Origin of the sequence: Nostoc sp. FACHB-190, assembly GCF_014696905.1 — a bacterium.
Classification (GTDB): Bacteria; Cyanobacteriota; Cyanobacteriia; order Cyanobacteriales; family Nostocaceae; genus Nostoc_B.
Genome location: NZ_JACJQW010000013.1, coordinates 145,856 through 168,249 on the forward strand (window position 1 = coordinate 145,856; position 22,394 = coordinate 168,249).

The 22,394-nt window shown below is 39.9% G+C and carries 12 protein-coding genes; 5 read left to right on the forward strand and 7 right to left on the reverse strand.

The annotated features are described in order from the left end of the window. Nucleotides 1-59 precede the first annotated feature (59 nt). On the forward strand, nt 60-5,519 hold the full coding sequence (locus tag H6G28_RS16380; protein WP_190672237.1) for a trifunctional serine/threonine-protein kinase/ATP-binding protein/sensor histidine kinase: 5,460 nt from the start codon (nt 60-62) through the stop codon (nt 5,517-5,519). A gap of 3 nt (nt 5,520-5,522) precedes the next feature. Here H6G28_RS16380 and H6G28_RS16385 read toward each other — a convergent pair whose 3' ends face one another. Beyond that, on the reverse strand, nt 5,523-6,488 hold the full coding sequence (locus H6G28_RS16385) for an alpha/beta hydrolase (RefSeq protein WP_190672240.1): 966 nt from the start codon (nt 6,486-6,488) through the stop codon (nt 5,523-5,525). Next, a complete protein-coding gene (gene dnaG / locus H6G28_RS16390; RefSeq protein ID WP_190672243.1) occupies nt 6,485-8,482 on the reverse strand; it encodes a DNA primase in 1,998 nt (665 codons plus the stop codon). The genes H6G28_RS16385 and dnaG overlap by 4 nt, the downstream gene beginning before the upstream one ends. A 290-nt stretch (nt 8,483-8,772) precedes the next feature. Here dnaG and tftA point away from each other — a divergent pair, with 290 nt between their 5' ends. Beyond that, on the forward strand, nt 8,773-10,125 hold the full coding sequence (gene tftA, locus H6G28_RS16395; RefSeq protein ID WP_190672247.1) for a hormogonium tapered terminus morphoprotein TftA: 1,353 nt from the start codon (nt 8,773-8,775) through the stop codon (nt 10,123-10,125). Here tftA and H6G28_RS16400 read toward each other — a convergent pair. From H6G28_RS16400 to H6G28_RS16415, 4 genes are all read right to left on the reverse strand, one after another. After that, complete coding sequence (locus H6G28_RS16400) at nt 10,108-11,928, reverse strand: sensor domain-containing diguanylate cyclase (protein WP_190672260.1); 1,821 nt, start codon at nt 11,926-11,928, stop codon at nt 10,108-10,110. The genes tftA and H6G28_RS16400 overlap by 18 nt on opposite strands. Nucleotides 11,929-11,937: 9 nt before the next feature. Beyond that, nucleotides 11,938-12,918, reverse strand: a complete 981-nt coding sequence (locus tag H6G28_RS16405; RefSeq protein WP_190672263.1) for an ABC transporter substrate-binding protein — start codon at nt 12,916-12,918, stop codon at nt 11,938-11,940. 337 nt (nt 12,919-13,255) lie between these two features. Continuing rightward, complete coding sequence (locus tag H6G28_RS16410) at nt 13,256-13,675, reverse strand: ester cyclase (RefSeq protein WP_190672266.1); 420 nt, start codon at nt 13,673-13,675, stop codon at nt 13,256-13,258. Between the two features lie 115 nt (nt 13,676-13,790). Next, on the reverse strand, nt 13,791-14,609 hold the full coding sequence (locus tag H6G28_RS16415; RefSeq protein ID WP_190593276.1) for a DUF928 domain-containing protein: 819 nt from the start codon (nt 14,607-14,609) through the stop codon (nt 13,791-13,793). A gap of 481 nt (nt 14,610-15,090) precedes the next feature. Here H6G28_RS16415 and H6G28_RS16420 point away from each other — a divergent pair, with 481 nt between their 5' ends. From H6G28_RS16420 to H6G28_RS16430, 3 genes are all read left to right on the forward strand, one after another. Beyond that, nucleotides 15,091-16,797: a CHASE2 domain-containing protein gene (locus tag H6G28_RS16420; protein ID WP_190672269.1), complete on the forward strand. Its 1,707-nt coding sequence runs from the start codon at nt 15,091-15,093 to the stop codon at nt 16,795-16,797. 5 nt (nt 16,798-16,802) lie between these two features. After that, the gene (locus tag H6G28_RS16425) at nt 16,803-17,099 is read left to right on the forward strand and encodes an ArsR family transcriptional regulator (protein WP_190593274.1); all 297 of its coding nucleotides are present in this window, start codon (nt 16,803-16,805) and stop codon (nt 17,097-17,099) included. A gap of 375 nt (nt 17,100-17,474) precedes the next feature. After that, a complete protein-coding gene (locus H6G28_RS16430; protein WP_190672272.1) occupies nt 17,475-18,236 on the forward strand; it encodes a MinD/ParA family ATP-binding protein in 762 nt (253 codons plus the stop codon). Nucleotides 18,237-18,357: 121 nt separating this feature from the next. Here H6G28_RS16430 and H6G28_RS16435 read toward each other — a convergent pair whose 3' ends face one another. Further along, entirely contained in the window at nt 18,358-21,846 is a 3,489-nt protein-coding gene (locus H6G28_RS16435; RefSeq protein ID WP_242054597.1) for a CHAT domain-containing protein, read from the reverse strand. Between the last annotated feature and the right edge of the window lie 548 nt (nt 21,847-22,394).

A 22,394-nucleotide genomic window follows, 5' to 3' on the forward strand; every position in this document is an offset into this window, starting at 1 on the left:
TGTCTGCACAGCTTGTTGAGCAACAACAGAAACTAACTTGTTCTGTGAGGTATGTATAGATGATGACAGTCAATGCTAACCCCATCATTCCCGGATATGAACTTAGCTCACAACTGTATGCTGGCTCCAGAACGCTTGTATATCGAGCTATCCGCAAATCAGATCAACTCCCAGTTGTCATCAAATTGCTAACCTCACAATATCCGAGTTTTAGTGAACTACTGCAACTCCGCAATCAATATACCATTAGCAAAAATCTCAACATTGCTGGGATTATTCAGCCGTTATCTTTAGAAACATATAACAATGGTTATATTCTCGTAATGGAGGATAGCGGGAAAATCTCATTACGAGACTATATTAAAAACAATAATTTATCCCTAAGAGAATTTTTGCATATTGCTCTGCAATTAAGTATTAGTCTTGATGAATTACATCAAAATCGCGTGATTCATAAAGATATTAAACCAGCAAATATTTTAATTCATCCCCAAACAAAACAAGTCCAATTAATAGATTTTAGCATTGCTTCATTACTCCCCAAAGAAACTCAAGAAATCAAAAATCCTAATATTTTAGAAGGAACTTTGGCTTATATTTCGCCTGAACAAACCGGAAGAATGAATCGAGGTATAGACTACCGTAGTGATTTTTATTCGCTGGGGGTGACATTTTATGAATTATTAACCGGAGAATTGCCATTTAATAGCGATGATCCGATGGAGTTGCTGCATTGTCATTTGGTAAAAATGCCAACGGTAGTAGGGAACAGGGAGGAAATTCCGCAAGTACTGGCAGAGATTGTGATGAAACTGCTGGCGAAAAATGCCGAGGATAGATATCAAAGTGCGTTGGGATTAAAGTATGATTTAGAACTTTGTTTAACCCAACTCCAAGAGACAGGCGAAATTAGAGAGTTTAAAATTGGTAAGCGGGATGTGTGCGATCGCTTCCTCATCCCGGAAAAATTATATGGTAGAGAAGCGGAAGTTAATTGCTTATTAGAAGCCTTTGAACGTGTGGCTAGTGGCACATCAGAAATGATGTTGGTGGCGGGATTCTCTGGGATTGGGAAAACGGCTGTAATTAACGAAGTTCACAAACCAATTACTCGTCAGTATGGTTATTTTATCAAAGGTAAATTTGACCAATTCAATCGAAATATTCCCTTCTCTACCTTTGTCCAAGCTTTGCGGGATTTGATGGGGCAATTGTTAGCAGAATCGGATACAAAATTGGCACAGTGGCGGAGTCGAATTTTAGAAGTTGTCGGGGAAAATGGGCAAGTTTTAATTGAGGTAATTCCCGAATTAGAATGTGTAATTGGAAAACAATCACCTGCGCCAGAATTATCAGGAACTGCCGCCCAAAATCGGTTTAATTTATTGTTTCAGAAGTTTATTGCCATCTTCACTAAATCAGAGCATCCGTTGGTAATATTTCTGGATGATTTACAGTGGGCAGATTTAGCTTCTTTGCAGTTAATTAAATTATTAATGGAAAACCAAAGTTTTCTATTGTTGTTGGGGGCTTATCGAGATAACGAAGTATCATCCGCACATCCATTAAGATTGACAGTAGAGGAGATAAAGCAGGCTGGGAAAACAGTGAACACCATCACTTTAACTTCCCTGGCTTGGGTAGATATGAATCAGTTAGTGGCGGATACATTGCATTGTAGTACTGAGCAAACACAGCCCCTCACCGCATTAATTGAGCGTAAAACTAGAGGCAATCCTTTTTTTATTACGCAATTTCTCAAAGTATTATATGAAGATGGAATAATTAACTTTAATTACCTGCAAGGTAATTGGGAATGTGATTTAACAGCAGTAAATACACTAGCTATCACTGCTGATGTAGTGGAGTTTATGGCTAGTCAATTGCAAAAGTTACCCGAAGCAACACAAAATGTTTTGAAGTTGGCTGCTTGTATTGGTAATTCCTTTGATTTAACTACTTTAGCAATTGTTTCTGAGCAGTCACCAAATGATACAGCAACAGCATTATGGCAAGCATTACAAGAGGGCTTGATTTTACCCCAAAATGAAATCTATAAATTTTATTTGTACCAGACAGAAACTAATGGTAATCATGGGCAGATGCAAAATGTTGCCTATCGATTTTTACACGATCGCATTCAACAAGCTGCTTACTGTTTAATTCCCCAAGCGCAAACAACAGCAACTCACTATCAAATTGGGAAACTACTCCTCCAGCATACTTCCCTAGCAGAACGAGAAGACAAAATTTTTGATTTAGTCAATCAATTTAAACTAGGTATTGATTTAGTTATCCATCCCCAAGAACAGCAAGATTTAGCTGAATTGAATTTAATTGCTGGACGGAGAGCGAAAATTTCTACAGCTTACGCCGCCGCCGTTGAATATTATGGAGTTGCCAGAAAATTATTAGCAAATCATCATTGGCAAATATCTTATGATTTAATGCTGACAATCTATACAGAAGCAACAGAAGCGGCTTATTTGAATACAGATTTTGAGCAGATGGAGGAACTATCTGCAATAGTATTAAATCAGGTGCAGAATATTTGGGATAGTATACCTATCTATGAAATTAAAATACAAGCTTGTATTGCTCAAAATCAACTGCGCTTAGGCTTAGATACAGCCTTGGCAATTCTGCATCAGTTGGGGATAGATTTACCAAATCAGCCTACATACCAAGATGTTAACCAAGCACTAGAAAAAACAAGTTTAATTTTAGGTGAAAAAAATACCACAGACATACTTGATTTGCCTGTGATGACAGATATTCGCGCCCAAGCTGCGATGCGAATTTTAGCAAGTATGTTTGGGGCTGCATATAATGGCTGTCCAGAAATGTTACCTTTAACAATTTGTGAACAAGTTAACTTATCAATTCAATACGGTAATACAGCTTTATCAGCTTTTGCATATACAAGTTATGGGTTAATTCTTTGTGCTTTTACTGGTGCGGTAGAAACCAGCTACAAATTTGGGCAACTGGCTTTAAACTTAATGGAGAAGTTTTCTGCTCAACACCTGCGTGCGAGGATAGCAGCCGTCTTTAATAATTTTATTAGACATTGGCAAGAGCCTCTAAAAGCAACGCTGACATCTTCATTGCAAGGCTACCAAAGTGGATTAGAAACTGGGGATTTAGAATGGGCTGTATGGTGCATATTTGGTTATAGCTTCCATTCTTATTGCTCTGGTAAAGAACTAACAAAATTAGAACAAGAGTTAGCTATATATAGTAAAGCGATCGCCCAACTCAAGCAAACCACAGCCCTGAATTATCAAAAAACCTATCACCAAGCGACTTTAAACTTACTCGGCTATAGTGAAACGCCTTTTTTGTTAGTGGGGGATGTGTACAACGAAGATGAGATGTTACCCCAACATCAAGCAGTTAATGATCGTCCGGCTGTTTATCATGCCAAGATTAACAAAATTATTCTCTGCTACTTGTTTGGTGAATATCAGCAAGCGATCGCAGAGGCTGAGATTGCTGCACAATATTTAGATGGGGTTCCGGGTTTATTTGTCAGCGTTTTGCTACCTTTCTACGATGCTTTAGCACAGTTAGCCATCTTTAACCAAGTTGCAGAACCGGAAGCATCGGCTATTTTAGAGCGTGTGCAACTTCATCAAACAAAACTCAAACAATGGGCAGATTTAGTCCCCAGTAATCATTTACACAAATATCACTTAGTAGAAGCCGAACTGTGTCGTATTTCAGGCAAACCTTATGATGCAATGGAATTATACGATCGCGCGATCGCCACAGCCAAAGAAAATCATTACATCCAAGAAGAAGCATTAGCCAACGAACTCGCAGCCAAATTCTACCTTGAACGCCACAGAGAAAAAATCGCCGCAGGCTATATGCAAGAAGCCTACTATTGCTATGCTCATTGGGGTGCAAAAGCCAAAATCGATGATTTAGAACAACGCTATCCTCATTTATTGCGTCCAATTCTCCACAAAACCACACAGAACTGGAACCCATTGGAAACACTGGCGAGTATTGCAACTGTGAATGGTGTGATTAATACCAAAAATACAACCTCTCACTCTTCTAGTACAAGTATTAATACAACTCTGGATTTTGTCACTATTCTCAAAGCTTCTCAAGCCATCTCTGGCAAAATTCAACTGGATGAACTGCTACACCAACTAACGCAGATGATTCTCCAAAATTCTGGCGGCGATCGCTGTGCGTTGATTTTGCCGAATAATCAAGGAGAATGGTTATTGAGAGCAATCAGCACACCCAATAACACCGAACTTTGTTGTCAACCCCTGGAAGGTAATCCTAATTTACCTGTGAAGTTGATTCAGTATGTCAAAAACAGTCAAAAAGTGGTGGTAGTTGATGAACTTAAAACTGATTTACCTGTAATTGATGAATATTTATGGCAACGTCAACCAAAAAGTTTATTGTGCTTGCCAATTCTCAATCAAGGAAATTTAATTGGGATTTTGTATTTAAAAAATAATTCTGCCAGTGGAGTATTTACGAGCGATCGCATCTTAGTTCTCAACTTTCTGTGTATTCAAGCTGCTATTTCTTTAGAAAATGCTCGCTTATACCAACAAGTCGAAAATTATTCTTACACTTTAGAAGCAGAAGTAGAACAAAAAACCCAGGCTCTCAACCAAAAAGCCCAAGATTTAGAACAAACTATTAAACAATTACAACAAACCCAAGCCCAATTAATTCATACAGAAAAAATGTCATCTCTGGGGCAATTAGTAGCCGGAATTGCCCATGAAATTAATAATCCAGTGAGTTTTATCCAAGGAAATATAACTTATACCAAAGGTTATATTCAAGATATGATTAGTTTGTTAACACTTTATCAGCAAGAATATCCCCAGCCCAGCCAAGCTATTAAAAAGAAAAGCCAAGAAATTGATATCGATTTTATCTTTGATGATGTGAATAAAATTCTGGAATCAATGGAGACAGGAAGTAATCGCATCAGCCAGATTGTTTTGAGTTTACGCAACTTCTCGCGCTTGGATGAATCCGGAATTAAAGCAGTAGATTTGCATAGTGGGATTGAAAGTACTTTGCTCATTTTGCAACACCGCTTGCAAGGTTCAGCAATTCAACCAGAAGTGCAGATAGTGAAAGAATATGGCAAACTACCTCTGGTAAATTGCTATCCTAGCCACTTAAATCAAGTTTTTTTAAATATTATTAATAATGCCATTGATGCCATTCGAGATAATCGCCAATGCAGTGAATACCCAGAAATTCGTATTCGCACTGAAGTGATAGATAATGACCACTTACGCATTGCGATCGCCAATACAGATAGTACAATTCCTGTACATATCCAAAACCGCATTTTTGAACCATTTTTTACCACAAAACCCTTCGGGCGTGGTACAGGGTTGGGTTTATTTGTTAGCTATTCAATTATTCAACAACATGGCGGCACTTTGAGCGTGCGATCGCAGCCAAATGCAGAAACAGAATTTGAAATTATTCTACCTATTGCTTCTGTTACACCTAAATCTTAAAATTTACTTGCGATTAAATGATGCAATTAACGGATTTTGAGCAACTAACATTTGATTAAGAGCTTCCAGCGCGGTTGTTTGGTAACGAACGTGAGCATCAATAAATAAACGAATAATTTGGGCGATTAAATCTCGGAGTTCTGCTTCTTGTTGTGTAGCAGGAAAGTCAGGAAATTGTCTACTAATAGTGGTATCCAAAGGATGGGTAACAGAAAAATGGTTTGCGCCTTCGAGGATCAGTAAATAACTATCATTTCTACCACCTGCGATCGCTTCTTGGAAAGTCCTGATTATAGGAGTTGTTGGTTGTTCCCAAGTTACGCCATAGTTATTGCTACTGTTCGCAATCACGCCATCACAAGTTCCGCCAATCAAGAGTAACGGTAAGGAGTCTGGTAAAGGTAAGATTGTCCCGGCTTTATATCCTAGTTGTACAGTTGCTGCTGTATGTACGCCATAACCAAAGGCGGCTACTACCTGTGAGCAAAATCCCGGATCTGCACTTTCAATTGCAACTTTACCACCAGCAGAATGTCCACCGAGAATGATTTTGTCTAAATCAAGCAAGCCAGCCAAAATCCCTTCCACTTGCAAACGTTCCAAGGTTTTCAGCAATGTGGGTAAAGCTGAAGCTGTCGCCCCTTGACCATAATTATCGGGAGCCAGCATACTCAAATCAACGCCAGGAGTCATCGCCACAAACCCAGGTATATTTTCCGCAATCCAGGAAAATGTCACGACTACCAACCCAAACTCGGCTAATTTCACCGCCAACCATTGATACATTTCCGGGCCACAGTTAATTCCGTTGAACAAAATCACGACTGGAAACTTAGATGCTTGAGTTTCAGCCGGAACAAGACTTAAATTTTGTTCTGGTTCTGGGTAGAAAACCTTGAGGTGAATACTATTATATGGTGGCGAAATATTTTCAACCGTCGCAGCTTGGAAAAAGGCTCGAACTTTCATAACAAATCAGTAATGGAAAATTGACGCTGGCGATCGAGTTCTTGCAGTTTGATTTTTTCGTTATAAAATGCCTCATAATAAGCTCGGCATTTTTCCGGCTCTGCGTCTGGATCGGTTTGTTGCCATAATTCTAAAAAGTGACGATAACGTTTTTCTCGCAATACTCTTTCCATCCCAGCAGTCGCAGCTTGGACAACTTGCGGGGTGCGGAGTAGCTCTTTTTTACTCTTTTCATTTAAATGAAATAAATGTGAGATTAATTCGATTTCTTCACCTAATTCTAAATATCTATCTTGCAAGCTGGAGATTAAATCCTCTTTTGAGTGCTGGACACTGAGCGCAGTCGAAGTGTGAGTGCTGGGTGCTGCATACTGAGCGGAGTCGAAGTGTGAGTGCTGAGTATTAGATTCCTCTAATTCTAAAATTTGTCCCCACAAAAACCGATGATGAGACAAACTAAAATCTAGATTTCGTTCTTCCAGTTCGTTAATAATTACTTTTCGCTGTTCGGGACAGTGCAAATAAATTTGTAATAATAAAGCTTCGGCTCGTTCTAAAAGACTTTTATCTGTTTGTGGAACTGGTGCTTTTTTATTGCTACTCGATTCTCTTTTTGTGGTTGTCGGCTGAGAAAATTTAATTACATTCGGGGCGATTTGAGTCAGCAAATTTTCCACCCGTAAGGGGATTAATCTCGTATCACCCAAGCTGAGAATTTCCGCACAGTGCGAAACATAATAGTTGCGAGTATCGGTGTTAGCGATATTTTTGAGTAATTTGACTATTTGCTGAGTTACTTGTTGAAAATCGGTAGCTTGTTTTAAATCGCGGTCTTTGGTAATTTGTTGAATTTGCCAATCTAACCACAGTGGCGCATTTTGCAACAAGCTTTGATAATCTTCTGTGGTATGAGTATGCAAATATTCATCAGCATCTTTACCATCGGGAATATTGAGAATTTTGAGTTGGACTTCACCTTTGTAGGCTAAATCTGCAATTTCGCCGATCGCTCTTTCTGCGGCGTTAGTCCCGGCTTTATCAGCATCAAAGTTGAGAACTAACTGTTTCGAGTCGGTGTAACGTAACATTAACCGGACTTGTTCTAAACTCAAGGCTGTACCCAAAGAAGCCACAGCATTGTTAATCCCCGCCGCATGAAGGGCGATCGCATCAAAATACCCTTCTACTACCACAGCTTGGTCAACTTGAGCAATTCCGGTTTTGGCTAAATCTATGGCGAATAAAGTTTTACCTTTATTAAATAGTTCGGTTTCTGGGGAATTGAGATATTTTGGCTGTTCATCAGTCAATGTGCGCCCCCCAAACGCAATCACCCGCCCTTGAATATCGCGGATGGGAATCATCAAGCGATCGCGGAACACATCATAATAACCGCCCCCTTCTTTGCGCGGCTTAATCAATCCTGCCTTTTCTACCAACTGCACAGGATAATGTTTATTTTCTACCAAATATTTATACAGCGTTTCCCAACCAGCAGGGGCGTAACCCAAACCAAACTGCTGAATAGTTGCTTCCTTTAATTTGCGGTTCTCCAGTAAATACTGCAAAGCCTTTTGCGCCTGAGTTTGACGCAGGGCGTGTTGATAAAAATTGGCGGTTGCTGCGAGAACTTCATATAATTGTTCCCGCAACGATAATTGACGCTGTAATTCTTGTCTTTGTTCAGGTTCCAGGGTTTGGACATTTACTTGATAGCGCCGCGCCAAATCCAGCACCACTTCCGTAAACGACTGCTTACCCAAATCCATCAAAAACTTAATTGCATTTCCCCCAGCATTGCAGCCAAAGCAATAATACATTTGCTTAGTTTGACTGACGGTAAAGCTAGGACTCTTCTCGCTATGGAAGGGACACAAACCGATAAAATCTTTACCACGCTTGCGTAAAACTACGTGTTCTGATACCACATCCACAATATCAGCACGTTGTTTAATTTCCTCAATTGTGTCTGGGTGCAAGCGGGGAATGTACATATTAGTCCTTGGTTATTGGTCATTGGTCATTGCCAAGGACAAAGGACAAATGACTAATGACAAAATACTTCTGATAGCTATTATATTCTTGTTGCTAGACGAAGAATTATGTATATAGCAGTTCTTACTTGCTTGTAATACAGTTGGAACCCCACCCCGCATTTGCTGACGCAAACGCTCCCCTCCCCGCAAGCGGGGAGGGGTTGGGGGTGGGGTTGAAATGTACCTCATCCAACCGAGAACCGCTATAGAATTGCTTACGCTTAACTTTTTAAGAGGAAATACTGAAGATGGGGCGTATTTTTATTTCGGCGGCGCACGGAGGCAAAGAAGCAGGAGGAATCGATCCAGGTTCAATTGCTGGGGGAACTACAGAAGCCAGAGAAATGATTCTGCTGCGGGATTTAATTGTTACAGAACTACGGGCGCGGACATTTGAAGTTTTGGCTGTTCCTGATGATTTAAGCGCCGCCGACACCATCACTTGGATTAATTCTCGTGGTCGTCGGGGAGATGTCGCCCTGGAAATTCATGCTGATTCCGCCAGTAGCCCAATAGTGCGTGGGGCTAGTGTATTTTATATTGCCAGTAATAATGAGCGTAAAAGTAATGGTGAACTGCTGTTAGTGGGTTTGTTACGCCGTGTTCCCCAATTACCGAATCGGGGAGTGAAACCAGATAGCGATAGTGGTTTGGGACGTTTAGCCTTTTGTCGTCAAACAACACTGCCTTCATTATTAATGCAGGTGGGATTTCTCAGCAGCCCTGATGACCGCGCCTTGCTGCAAAACCGTCGCCGTGATTTTGCTTTGGGTATTGCTGATGGTTTGGCTTCTTGGAGTCGTGTTGTTGACCCTACACCCGGAACTCCCACCGAACAAACTTATCCATCGATTAATATCAACATCAATGGGCAGAGTTATTCAGAACAAGGAATATTAGTGAATGGTAATGCTTATATTCCCATTGATTTAGTAGACCGCTTGCGAATTGACTTAACAACAGCCGCCAATGTCAACCGAATTACCTATCGCCGAGTTGTCTATGTCAAAGCTGTGGAACTGCGGGATTTTAATATTTCTGTCAACTGGGACAGTACAACCCGCACTGTTAACCTGCGTTCGATTTTAGTGATCTGCAAAGGTCAGATGGATCAAATTATCTCCCGTGGTAATACTTCCGAAGTGCAGCTACAACTCTTTCTGCGAAATAATAATGAAAATGCTTTAGCCAAGTTTCCTGATATTCCCAAACTCTATCGAGAAGAAGCCTCAATTGAAGGGGTAAATTACGATATCGCCTTTTGCCAAATGTGTGTTGAAACTGGTTTTTTACGCTTTGGTGGTGATATTCGACCAGAACAAAACAACTTTGCTGGACTGGGGAGTATTGGCGGTGGTTCTGATGCGGCGGCGTTTGATAGTGCCAGAATTGGAGTTAGGGCGCATATTCAACATTTAAAAGCTTACGCCAGTTTAGAACCGTTAGTAAATGAAGTGGTTGACCCTAGATTTCGCTTTGTCACCAGAGGAATTGCACCTTTAGTTAGTCAACTTTCTGGTCGTTGGTCAGCAGATTTAGATTATGGGGCTAAAATTACGGCAATGGTGCAGAGATTATACGAGTCAGCCGGATTCATGTAATTGTGAACTATCTCCTACCTCGGCGCTACAATAGCGATCGCGTCCCTGTTTTTTGGCATTGTACAGTGCTAGATCAGCCAAGGCGATGAATGTATCTGGCTTGAAGTCTAACGTGGGAATAACAGAAGTAATACCCAAACTCACAGTGATGATATTCTTGACACTAGATTTCTCATGAGGAATCGCCAGTTCATGAATTGCTTCCTGAATTCTTTGCGCTACAGTTATCGCTCCTACTAAATTAGTATTAGGTAGTAATACTAAAAATTCTTCTCCACCGTAACGCGCCACAAGATCAGCAGGACGATAAAGAATATGTTGAACTGTTTGTGCTACTTTGATTAGACAATTATCACCTGCAAGATGACCATAACAATCGTTATAAAGTTTGAATTGATCAACATCAAATAAAATTAGTGCAAGAGGTTGTTGTTCGCGTGCGAGGCGGTGACATTCTGCTTGTAGTTGTATATTTAAACAGCGTCGGTTAGCTACTTGAGTCAAACCATCAAGATTAATCAGTTTTTCTAATTTCTGATTTGCATCTTCCGCTTTTTCTTTCGCAATGACTAACTCGGCTGTTCTTTCTTGGACTCGTTGTTCTAAAGTTGTCAAAGATGTTTGTAACTGAAGTGCCATATTATTAAAAGATGTCGCCAATTGACCGATTTCATCTTGAGAGTTAATTTTGGCGCGGATATCTAAGTTACCTGCGGTAAACTGAGCAACAATTTTGGTAAGATAAATGATTGGCTTTGTGAACAGTTGACTAATCACAATAGCAATGATTGTTACTACTGAAGCAATCAAAGCAAACAGCAACATAGCATCAGTAATTTGCTTGTCTACAGGTGCTAGAGCAATTGCTAGGGGGCGAATAAATAATACCGACCAAGGTTCATATTTTAAATGAGCGATCGCAATCAAATTTACCTGATTGGCTGTTGTTGATAAAGATGTAATTAAATATGATTGTTGATTATCTAATGCTTGCTTGAGTTGCCATTCATTAGTTGCTAATTGTTCCACAGGAGCATTAGGCAACAGACTTTTTTTTTGGAGTTGTGTTACTACTTCCAAAGGCAGAGGTACAATTGATTTAAATAGTAGTTCTGGTGCTGTACTATGTGCTAAATAAATATGATTTTCATCTAACAAAATCGCAAAGGCTTTAGCCCCAGCCCGTTCAGTTTCTCTGGTGACTAACTGCTGTACCACAGTTGCATTGTAAGCAACCCGCAATACCCCCAATATTTTACCCTTGGCATTGCGGACTGGACTACTAAAAACCAGGGTAACAAGGTCAGGAATTTGTGGCGATCGCTTCATGCTAGAAACAAAAGATAAGCCAGTATGCAATGGTTGTTGAAAATAATCTGCGGCTGATTCATCTTTACCAATATTCGATGTGTGGGTATCTAAAACATTTTTCCCGTTTAAATCCAGCAAAGAATACGAAAGAATATTCAGCATATCTTTGCGACTGAGGCGACTTAAAGTTTCTGTCGCCAATTGCATTTCCTGGCTATTATTTCGCTGTTGTGGAGTTAAGCTCAGGTAGCGTGACAAACCTGGTAAAATTGCCTCTACCCGCACCGCATTCAAATTAGCATCAATAAAAGCATCGATTCTATTTGCTGTTTCCTTAGCCGCCGCAGATAAAGCCTGTTTTGCATTTTCAGTCAGTGCTGTTTCTGTGGTTTGTTTGTTAATACAAGACAGTAACAGCAAGGGAATTAAAGCTACAATTAGAAATGAAGCAATTAACTTACTCCGAATACCGCCCAAAAATGTTCGCTGCATAGCTTTAAATTATGAGGGAGGGTTCACAAAGGTAGAATTGAACAAACCTTTTAACTCTGGAAGGCGGGTGACATTTCCAGCACGAATGAAAAAGTCTGCATATATCTTGGCAGTTTTGTAGATAGAATGAGGGTTACTAGATTGAAAAAATTGGCGATTATCGGCTAAATTAGTGAGTTTGATGCCCTCTAGAGACAGGGTATGAATGGGAATATTTAAAGCCTTGCTGATGATGGTGTTTCCTTCCTGAAGATGGTCTTTCCAATAGCTTGAGGCTTGCAGCCAAGCCCGCACAAATCCACGAATATCTTCAGGGCGATCGCGGATGATATCTTTACGAAAGATAATCATATCTAAAATCAAGCCAGGGGTTTCTTTACTAGTAAATAAAATATGTCCCCCTAATTTCACAGCTTCTGTCAGATGAGGTTGCCAAGTATGTCCGGCTTGAATCACATTATTTTTCAGACGTTGAGGAATATCTAAAGCTTCTGATTGTACGAAGCTAATATCATCGCTGGTTAAGTTGGCACTTTTTAACATTTCCGTCACAAACACTTCACTAAAACCGCCGAGATTTGCCCCTAACTTTTTCCCTTTCAAATCAGCAATGATTTTAATTTGTGATTTGGCAACTACCACATCTGCACCTGTTGATTCATCGATCACAATCACTCCTTGAATATCAGGATTTGTGGCACTCAAAATCATGAAACTTCCTAATGATAATGAAATTCCATCATATTTACCAGCACTGAAATTTGCTTGTTCTAATTTTGCATATCTTTTATAAATTAGTTCTACATCTACCCCTTGGGCTTGAAAAAATCCCTTTTCTTGAGCAATTATTCCAGGATACTCCCCGACAAACGAGCCAAATTGCACTTTCAAAGGCGGACGTTGCAATTTTGTTGGCGCTGAACTATGACAAGCCAACAGCAAACAAGCTGTAATCAGAAAAAGACTTACGTGTCTTAGTAGTTTAAACATCAAATTTGGAACTGCGTCCAGAAATCATCGCTATTACTAGTCAGGACTGACGCACAAAGATTATCTGTGAAGATTGGGTGTAAGGGTGAAACCTGGATTTCTCACAAGAGAGAAATCCAGGGGTGTGGGGAGTGTGGGAGGATGGTGAAAAAATCTTTCCCCCCACACTCCCCTCTCTCTCCACACCCGCTACCTATACGTGAGAAATTCGGGTGAAAGGGTTTGGGGTGTAAGGATTTTGAATCAGTACACTCCTATACCCCTGAACCCCTACACCCTTGATTTTTCATTTTGATGCGTAAGTCCTAACTGTGATTTTCATATAGCAACATACCGATTACATGAATGGGGGAAGAATACCCAGTTGTTGCATCAAAGCCATAATATCTGCCTGTCCCCAATGTTCTACCACTTTGCCGTCAACAATCTGGTCTATGTGCATCACGGCAAATTTCACTGGCTGACCTGTGGGCGGAAAACCCAGTAATTCTCCTGTATGAGTACCGCTAAATGTCCCACGGGTAACGACTTTATCATTCTCCACAATCACATCTGCAAATGTATGCTTCCCATCAGGAAAAGCATTCCGCATCATCAACCCATACTCGATAAAACCATTTAAATCGAGAGGTTCCGATGCGCCTGTTGTATGGGCGATGAAATTTGCGGCGATAATTTTTTTGGCTTGTTCAACACTGCCATTGTCAAAGGCTTGGTAAAATTCCAGGGCGATGGCCTTGTTTTGTGCGGTAGACATGGTTAGATAGTGACAGGATATTAAGCATTTAAATACCTTGATATTTAACCATCGTCAAGCAAGAGAACAAAGGATATGGGCGGAGGAGAAGAGAAACCCATACCGAAAGTAGAGTTTATTTATTAGCTGCTGTGGTGGGGTGGAGGGGGATTAACGGCTGTTGGGAAATCGCTTCTAACCCGACCGATCGCAAAATATCATCCCAATCTCGAACTAAAGTTAAATCATTGGGACGGGCAGCACGTAAATCAGCCAAGGTTTTTAGGGTATCATGCCAAAAACCATTTTCTGCATAGATGATGACACGTTGTTTAGGTGTTGCTGTTTGTAATTTACTTGCTACGGTTGGGGGTACTTCGATGCGTTCAATCCAGCCACTAGCGGTTGGATCGCCACTGCGATCGCCGTTGGTAGCATCACACAGTAAAGACAAGCGCCATCGATATTTCTTCCCGATTTCTAACCCTGCAAAATCAGATGGTAAGGTGTAGCTCATAATTCCCCTGCTGGTTGTAATTGGCAGAGTTTTGTCAAGTAATTCTTCTCCAGTTTCATCCCGGAGTAAAAATCCTGCTTGCTGTGCAGAGGTTTGGGGTACATTGACAAAAAACGTCGGGCGATCGCTCACTGTTAATTCTACGGGAATTTGATTAGCGGCACTTTTGGGCGGTTTGGGTGGTAAAACTCCACTAATATCTTGCGGGCTGCATTTTCCTCTGGCTGCACCTGCTTCTAAATTGCGCGAACCCCGGATTCCTGGCACTTTAAATCTTAATAGAGAACGGCGACGCGGAAATAATCTGGGTGTGGAACGCGGAACACCGAATTGAGCAATGCTATTGGTAGGTGCGGCAATTGTGGGGATTGTCCCCAGCAGCAAATCGGGAATGAGAGTTAAGCCTAATGTAATTAATAGTAAGTTTTTGTTGAGCATATTTTTTACAATATGTATGTTTTTATGAATGACTATTTACGAATATTTAAAGTTTCAGTTTGTGAATCTTTTCTGCTTAAATTTAGTTAATTTTGGCTTAAAATAGCCTCAGTGAAAACACTATAGCATTTCTCAATTATTCTTAAACTCAACAGATAGCCCAATTATTTTATGACTTATGCAATAACTCTCTAAAACTCTTATAACTTTGTGTCCTTTGCGTCCTTTGCGGTTCGTTTTTTCCTACTTTTGCGTAAGTCCTGGATTCGAGAAATCAGGGTGGCTACATCTATTGTTTTTTCAAACCAATTTCATTGAGAAATATTAAATAGCTAATGACAGAGTGAAGCAAAACAGGTAATTTGGACGCATATTCGCAAAATATTAATTACAGCAAACAATTATTACATCGAAATTTCTTGGGGAAACGAGCTATTTTTTAACATTTACACTTTAGCTAATCCAGAAAGAGGTAAGGCCAATGGTCGGTCAAAATTCCCAACAGCGTAATTTCCGTCAAACAGTAGTCACCATTGGCGGAACAGTTGTTCTCACCAGTGTAGCGATCGCGGGATTAATTTTGGGATTGCGAGAATTGGGAAGTTTGCAGGGGATGGAGTTAGCTGCATTTGATTGGTTAATGCGATCGCGTCCCGATGAAGGAATAGACAATCGCTTTTTAATCGTGGGTGTGGATGATAACGATATTCAAACCCGCAAAGAATATCCCATTGAAGACGGCACAATGGCGCAGTTATTAACGAAACTCGCAGAACATGAACCGCGCGTCATTGGCATAGATATTTTGCGGGATGTGAAACAAGGTGCAGCCACAGGTCGGGCAGATTTAATGCAAATATTAGCAGAAAACGAGAATATAGCGGCTGTTTGCGTTCTGAGTAAAGCTGATTCTCCCGGTATCGCCGCCGCACCTGGGATTCCTGAAGATAGAGTCGGAGTTGCGGACTTTCCTGTAGATGCTGGTGGTACAGTCCGCCAAGGAATGATGATTTCCGTTCCTAAAGCTTCCAAACTGCCCAAACCCAGCGAACATATCTGCAATATCGATGATCCTGAAAATCAACTACCATCGCTGAGTTTTCAAATGGTGGTGCGTTACCTCACCGCCCAGGGAATTGAACCACAACAAACCAAATCTGGTGAATTACAGTTTAATTCTACCGTTATTAGACGCTTAACACCAAAAGCTGGCGGCTATCACAACATTGATACATCAGATTACCAAATACTACTAAAATATCGTTCTGCCAAAAACGCCGTCAAGCAAGTTTCCCTCAGCGATGTTTTAGCAGATAAAGTTGACCCAGCCTTAATTAAAGACAAAATTGTGATGATTGGCTATACTGCCCAAATTGTCAAAGATACCTTTTACACACCTTATAGCGCGGGTGCAGCCGATAGCCAAAAAATGCCAGGGGTAGTAGTCCACGCCCAAAATGCTAGTCAAATATTAAGTGCAGTTTTAGATAAACGACCTTTATTTTGGTATTGGAATGAATGGCAAGAAGGCTTGTGGATCTTTGCTTGGTCATTAGTTGGGGGATTTTTAGCTTGGCAAATTCGCAAACCTTGGCTGTTGATATTGGGTGGCGGTGTAGCGATCGCTGTATTATTAGGTAGTACTTATATCATCTTTCTCCAAGCTGGTTGGATACCTTTAGTACCACCAGTTTTAGGTTTGTTAGGCAGTGCTGTTGCTGTGGTTTTAATAGACAGATATGCCGCCACAATTGTAAAAACAGTCAAAGGCTTTCTCAAAATTAATATTGACATTGACCAAGACAAAAAAAATCAAGAAGTAGCAGCAATTACCGAAAGTGACTACTTTTTAGAACTACAACAAAAAGCCAAAGATTTGCGGGGGCGAGATAATATTGAAGACTTCCCACCCACAATTTTACCTACTGTAAATACCCCAGAAACTAATCATCTGTTAGCTGATACCATCATTTCTCAACCTACTAATTCTGCACCTACAGAAATAGATTATCTCCAGCAAGTCCGCGACAGACGCAACCAAATTAATTCCCAAGAAACCTTACTCCCTCAAAATCCAAGCAATAACTTAGAAATCACCACCACACCAACCACAATTGAAGAACCAGACGAACTAGAATATCTAGCAGATTTACAACGTCGTAGTAAAAAATTGAAAGAAAACAAATAATCATCATGAATTACCCAGAACCTAACCAATCATCTCCCCAAAATAGTCAATTAGATATCCTCGATTTACCAGACGAACAACGACAACTAATAAATTGGATAACTCGCCAGCAAAAAGTTACTTTAGCAGAAGTAGTAAGCCATTTGGAAACTACAGAAGAATTGGCACAACAGCAACTAAAAACTTTAGTTACCCAAAGATTTATTCAAGAAATAGATGATAGTGGATTAATCTACTATCAACCCTACTTTGGTGAAAAAAAGAAAAGTAAACTCAGTCAAAATATTTGGGATAAACTCTAAATCTATGTAAAAATTCTGACAACTATAGCCATCCTAAATGATTTCTCAACATAGAATCCAGGAGTAAGTGTAGTAACGTGACCAGACTAAAATGTTGCATTAAAAAATTGATTTCATCCGCGTAGACTGCGGCAAGCCGCTTGCACGTCTACATCTGCGGTTAATTTTTCCAATCTAATGCACTATTTTAGTCTAGATATTCCACTACGTACTAATTGATTCTGACTTCTGAATTTTTTCTTCTTCAAAAATATTTCTCTCCCTTGTCTACCTTGTCCTCCTTGTCTCCCTTGTCTCTGTTATTCACATATCAACTAGGACTGCTATATATTACTCTGCTGTCTCTGTGGTTCGCCTACAAAAATCAATTTCATCATGTCAAAAATTGTATCTATCCATTCCTTTCGCGGCGGTACAGGTAAATCAAACTCTACCGCTAACCTAGCCGGAATTGTTGCACGTTATGGTTATCGGGTTGGCATTGTTGATACAGATATTCAATCGCCAGGGATTCATGTTTTGTTTGGTTTTGATGAACAGAAAATGAAATATGCCTTGAATGATTATCTTTGGGGGCGCTGTAATATTGAAGAGTCAGCTTATGATGTTAGCTCAGTTTTAGGGCAGTCAGCAAACAAAAAAGGACGAATTTATCTCATCCCTTCTAGTATTAAAGCCAAAGATATTACCAAAGTCTTGCGGGAAGGATTTGATTTTAATTTACTTAACGAAGGCTTTCAAAAATTACTAACTGCTTTACAACTAGATTTCCTCTTCATTGATACTCACCCAGGACTCAACGAAGAAACCTTACTTTCAATTGCAATTTCTGATATTTTAGTTTTAATTTTACGCCCCGATCGCCAAGATTTTCAAGGTACAGCCGTCACCGTAGAAGTAGCCCGCAAACTGGAAGTACCCAATATGTTGTTGTTAATTAATAAAGCACTTCCAGCTTTAGATTTTGATGCCCTCAAACAACAAGTCGAAAAAATCTACAACGCACCCGTAGCCGGAATTTTACCCCTAGCAGAAGAATTAATTCAACTAGCCAGTAGCGATTTATTTTGCTTACGTCATCCAGAACATCCCTTGAGTCAAGTTATGGATAAAGTCGCACGGATGATTATGCAATAAATGGAATGGGTGGGAGGTGTGAAAGGTGTGGGAGGTGTGACAAGTGTGTGAGGATAGTGAAGAAATCTTTCCCCCCTCTCTCCCCACACTCCCCACTCCCCACTCCCCACTCCCCATATCATTACCAAGGATTTCCAATCATTGTAAAAGCCGCCCAAAAATAGGGATGCGTCAACTTTTTATCACCCAATTCTAGTAAAACTGGTGGTAAAGGAACATCACCCCGCGCTGTCCGCAGCCTACCCATTTCTATTCGCACTTGACCTTTCAGCATAGCAACTTGCGCTCTTCGTAGAGCTTCAGCTTTAATAGGCGCTTGTCTTAACTTCTCATAAAATTGGGTCATTAATCCCAGTGTTCCTTCATCGGAAACATACCATAAACTCGCCAACGCCGACTTTGTACCAGCTTGCACCGCAAAGCCAGCAAAACCTAATTCTGCATCTTCATTACCCAAGGCTGTACGACAAGCACTCAGCACCACCAATTCTACTGGTGGGTTATTCCAACCCAGTTGGCGAATCTGATCCATTTTTAATTGGGTATCCCACAATTGAATATAAGAGTTACTCGGCGCACCGGAATTAAATTCGCCGTGAGTTGCTAGGTGAACAATTCCAAAGGCTTTTTGCTGTCGTTGAGTTTTCAGATTTGTTAAGGTGAAAGCTTCGTTTAAAAAGGCTTTACCAGGCCACAGTTTTTGCGTGATAGTAGTTAACTCTGAAGGTACAGATGGTAGGGGATCTTGATTCATAAACTGAGATGCACCCATCCCCAAAACTTCGGCTGTTTTAATATCGACGTATGTGGTATCTGTCAGGCTCAAACTTGGCATTAAGCCAACACTATAGTTTTCTATAAGATACTGTTGACCATCATAAAGTGCCGCTATGGGCATAGTTCGCAAGCCAGCATCCACAATAAACACTAAATTGTTAATTTGCCGTGCTTGTAGGGTAGGTGTTAGGGGTGTAATGAGCCAGTTATATAGTCGTTGTGCTGAAGTAAGATAGTTATTTGACAAACTTGGTTGGGTAATATTGTTGGTAAACTGTTTACTTACAGCTAAAACTTGCGATCGCGTCACATCAATTACTTTCCGAATCGGCTCACCTTTACCCGTCACTACAACTAACTCTAAAACATCATCAGCTTGAGGCGTGAGTTTTTGTTCTGGTAAAACACTCCGCTTGAGTGTTTTCGGCACAAACGAAATGTAAATCAATGCAGGTTTTACACCTGTAGCATTTTCAATATTGACTAAACTTTCACTAGCTTCTTTAATACCTTTAATTGGTGGTGTACCTGTACCTAAATATTGGGCAAACTGGTTAGTAAATCTAGCATCAATTTTAGATATCTCTTTATCTACATCTACATTTAGCAAAGACTGATCTTTTTCTAAAATTGGAATACTAGCCGTTTTCTTTTCTTCTGTCTCCGAATCAACTACATTAGTTAGGTCTATATTTAGCGGATTATTTGTTTCGGGATTAAAAGAATTATCCGTATCTACAGGAGGAGGATTATTTGTTCTAGGGTTAGGCGAGGGATTATCTGTTACAGGAGGCTCAGTAATAGGCGGAGGGATAATTATTGGTTGTCGCGTGATATTAACATTGATTGATTGTGGTGCAGATTCAGAAACACCATCACTTGCTTTAATTGTAAAAGCTTGTACTCGACCAACAGAACCCCTTTGTGGTGTATAAACTAAAACTGTATTGGGATTTAAAATAGTTTCTGGTGTAACGGGTGTTCCATCCTGCAAGTTTAAAAAACCAGATAATATCTTATCTACAATTATTTTGCTGACATCATTATTAACATCATTAGGATTAATATTTAATGAACCAAGGGTAAATGTAACAGGACGATTTTGGCGAGTATCTGGTAAATTATAATTACCTGTTAAAGTCGGTGGAGTATTAACAGAAATAATAGAAATTAAATCAGGTGTACCTTCTGCCATTCCGCCTAGTGGCAGTACAGGAAAAGTGTTAATTGGTGATGTCGACGTAATTTGGGAATCGTTGCTATCTATGATGATGTTTGCAACAGTTGAAGTTTGATTAAAAAAACTAAGTTGACTGACATTAATAGCTGCTTTGGTGCCATTCAAGTTAGCATTACCTACCACAAATGGCACATTATTTACGCCGCCGTTATGTTGAATCGTGACAGAACCCGGTTGAGTAAATGCACTAGTCAAAATCGAATTCCCGGTAGGCTGATCATTATCAAGAATTTCTCCTACTACCCTGACAGTGCCATTGGCTAAAAGATTAACATTACCACCTTGAGCAAGTGGGGGTGTATCAGGCAACGAAATTCTAGCTTGAGGTGGAAGATTGGCATTGATAAAATTAATTTGACCAACATCAATACTAATAGCACTTGTATTGATGCTATCCACATTAATGTTACCACCAGCAATTAAATTCACTGCACCTGCATTAGCAGTCCCCAAAATTAAAGCTGCGGAAGTATCAATATTATTAGTTGTAATATTACCGCCTGCTGTTAAATTAACTGCGCCTGCCTTAGCACTTTCAAAACGGCTGAAAGCTGAAGCATCAATATTATTAGTTGTAATATTACCTTCTGCTGTTATATTAACTGCGCCTGCTAAACCAGTAAATCTATCAGCAGTGATAATATTTTGAGTTACAACAACATCACCATTGCTCACAGTCAAACCAGAACCAGTTAACTTTACTTCACCATTATCTACAACTAAATTAGTGGCATTGCCACCACCACCACCAGTTAATAACGCCGCTAAATCATTCGATGGCAAATTATTATTAATTGCATTTAACGGTTGAATTTCCAAACTCAACGGATTTCCCGCCAAACTGACTTTGAGTAAACTACTTCCCGGTACAGCCGCAATTGTGACGTTACCCCCAGGGGCTGATAAACTGCCTGTACTTACCACTGTGCCACCAAATAAACTGAGATTATTGCCAGTTGGTACAGCTAAATTAGCTTGGTTGAAAATTGCACTAGCAACACTACTATCAAAGGCAAAACTATTGGGTGTACCAATAAGTTGACTGTAGTTGTTTGTGCCAACAGCATTTAACCAGTTATTATTCCCAAAACCGAGACGAGTGGCTGTAGTAGCGGTAAAGGAGGCTGGTACATTTAAACTGGCATTTTGCCCAAAGATAATACCTGCGGGGTTGATTAAATATAAGTTGGAATTGCCACCACTGACGCGAATTACGCCGTTAATGATGGATGCGTCTCCACCTGTGACTCTGCCTAAAATGTTTTGGATGGATGGTTGGGATAAAAAGTTGGCGGTTTGGTTGGCATCGAGTCCAAATTTGCTGAAGCTGTGGAAGAGATTGGCTTTGTCGCTACTGAGGCTACCACCACTAATATTGATTTTGTCGCCTTGGGGGTCAACTGTTGTACCTGTGCCGTCGTTGGCGGGGATGATGTTTTGAGCTAAGACTGTTTTAGGTGTTAGATATAATCCTAAAATGATGCTAGTAACGGTTAGTATTTGAAATTGCAATAGATATAGTTGAAAAGCTGGTATATGTTGGGAAAAAATTTTTGCTAAATTGACTGTAGGCTGCTTAAATTTAATCTTCAAAAAAAAACTGATAACATACTTAGTTTGAGTAAAAACTCGATTTAATGATATATTTTGGTGAATTAAATTATACATAATTGAGTGTGCATTTAAAAGCTTTTTGAATATTAAATTTTGCGTATTACAAATGGGACGGAATTGAAAGTTAATAAAATATTAAGCTTTAAGTGTAAAGTTTTTTAAGTATTTGGGAGCAAATAACCACTTCCACTCCTCAAACACTAGAGATATCAAAACCTCGATTTTTACAACAGTCATTAGGATTTTTGATTTCATACATATACATAGAACTTACACAATAAAACCAAAAATCAAGGGTTTGGGAAGGATGAAAGGGAGAACTGTAAAGTTTTGTTACTATCTGCGAAACATTCCGGATTAGGAATGATTAAAGATTAGAGCTTGACCAAAGTATTTAGCCAAAATAACTTCGGTATAAAATAAAGCTCTCATTTTACCCAAACAGTGCAATCTTACTCTTAATTTTGCAGCGTTCTTGGCGATCGCTACAACTGTTTGAGTTGCTGACTTTTCTTTCCTGAATCTGC